We start from the raw sequence: 1,393 nt of genomic DNA on the forward strand, positions 1-1,393 counted from the left end.
TCGCTTCCAACAGCCACAATTGTCAGGCTGTTCGGGGCGATCGCATCTGCAAGCAGCGTCAGCCCGTCGTTAGGCCCATCCGAGCTGAGGATCGGGTAGTTGTCTCGCGAGAATCTACTGAGCTGTCCCGACAGGGGAATACCCAGGTAGTTGACAACCAGAATGCCGGAACCCATGTCCAGGCGCGCAAAGCGGCTTCTGCTCCGGCTCGTAGACATGCTGCGGATCGCCTCCTTCTCCCACCCCTTAAGCCAGACGATCGGGCTGAACAGCCACGGCCTCGCCTCAAGATAGTCGACAAGCGGGCTGCCCTGAAGGATGCCGCCGAGATTGAGCCAGGCCTTGACCGAGTCCTGGTCCCTTTCGCTCAGCATCTCGCCTAGGACAAGTTGAACGGCAGGTCCGGCGGAACTCGCGCTGGCCAGAATGATCTTTTTTCCCGAGCGGCTTCGCCTGGCAATCTCTGAAGCAAGAACAGTTGCATTCCGCTCCACAGAACCGGTCGGAGGTAGTTCGACCAAGTGGTTCTCCAAGCCAAATCGGCTAACAAGCTCGCGTGGCTTGGCAAAATCCGCGCCGGTCACGTGTCCGTTCCGTGCGTAATCCCAGCCCGGAACGAAGAGCACCACGTAGGAGGAGACGATTCCGGGGTTGACGCCGGCCTCAAACTGGAGGTAGCTCGCAAAGGACTGGTTCAGCGCCCTGTTGCATTCGTCGGTCAGGAGCCGGTGCGCGAGGAACAATGCTGCGAAATCAACCGAGAACACCCGCGAAAGTGCGCTGAGATCCTCTCTCGACGGCGGGGATCGAACATACTCGCGATGCAGAGCATCTATCCTGCCACTCAGAGCGTGGTTCTCGTCTTCGCCCTGCAGGTAGTTTTCCAGGTAGTAACGCGCCACTTCTGAATCCACGGTCGTTCTAACGTGTTGTCCGAACAGGTCGCCTGCAGCGGGAACCCTGGGTGCATAGCTGCACGACGTCAGAAAGAGGTATGCCAGGATAACGCATGCTCCCGGAACTGACGGCCGCCGCCACTTGGTGCGTTCAGACATTGCGTTTGACATGAGCGGCAGGCGCCGGGCGTAGCCCGTTGAGTGTCCGCTCGATGGAAGGGTTAGCGAAGTAATCGGCCGCGCCCGCAAATCGCCCGAAAGTCACACTGAAGATTCCTTGAGAATCAACTACTTGGCGGAAGTGACTTGAGAGGCTTTCTCAGTGTTCCTCCCACCATTGGGTGGTGTCGACAATCAAACCATCGGGGTGCGCCTCGAAATGATTTGGCAAATCGACAAGACTCGTTTGGAGCGCATCTTTCAGACAAAAGCGGCAGCCGATTGATCATGACAGACTTCTCGGAAACTGACATTGCCGAGTGGCGGCTTCTGGCCGA

Annotated in this window: 1 protein-coding gene; it reads right to left on the bottom strand. The window is 58.1% G+C overall.

The annotated features are described in order from the left end of the window. A partial coding sequence (locus EJO66_RS32415) for a hypothetical protein (protein ID WP_164547977.1) occupies positions 1-914 on the bottom strand: 914 nt, incomplete at its 3' end. Positions 915-1,393: the final 479 nt, after the last annotated feature.

Origin of the sequence: Variovorax beijingensis (assembly GCF_003951285.1) — a bacterium.
Lineage (GTDB): Bacteria > Pseudomonadota > Gammaproteobacteria > Burkholderiales > Burkholderiaceae_C > Variovorax > Variovorax beijingensis.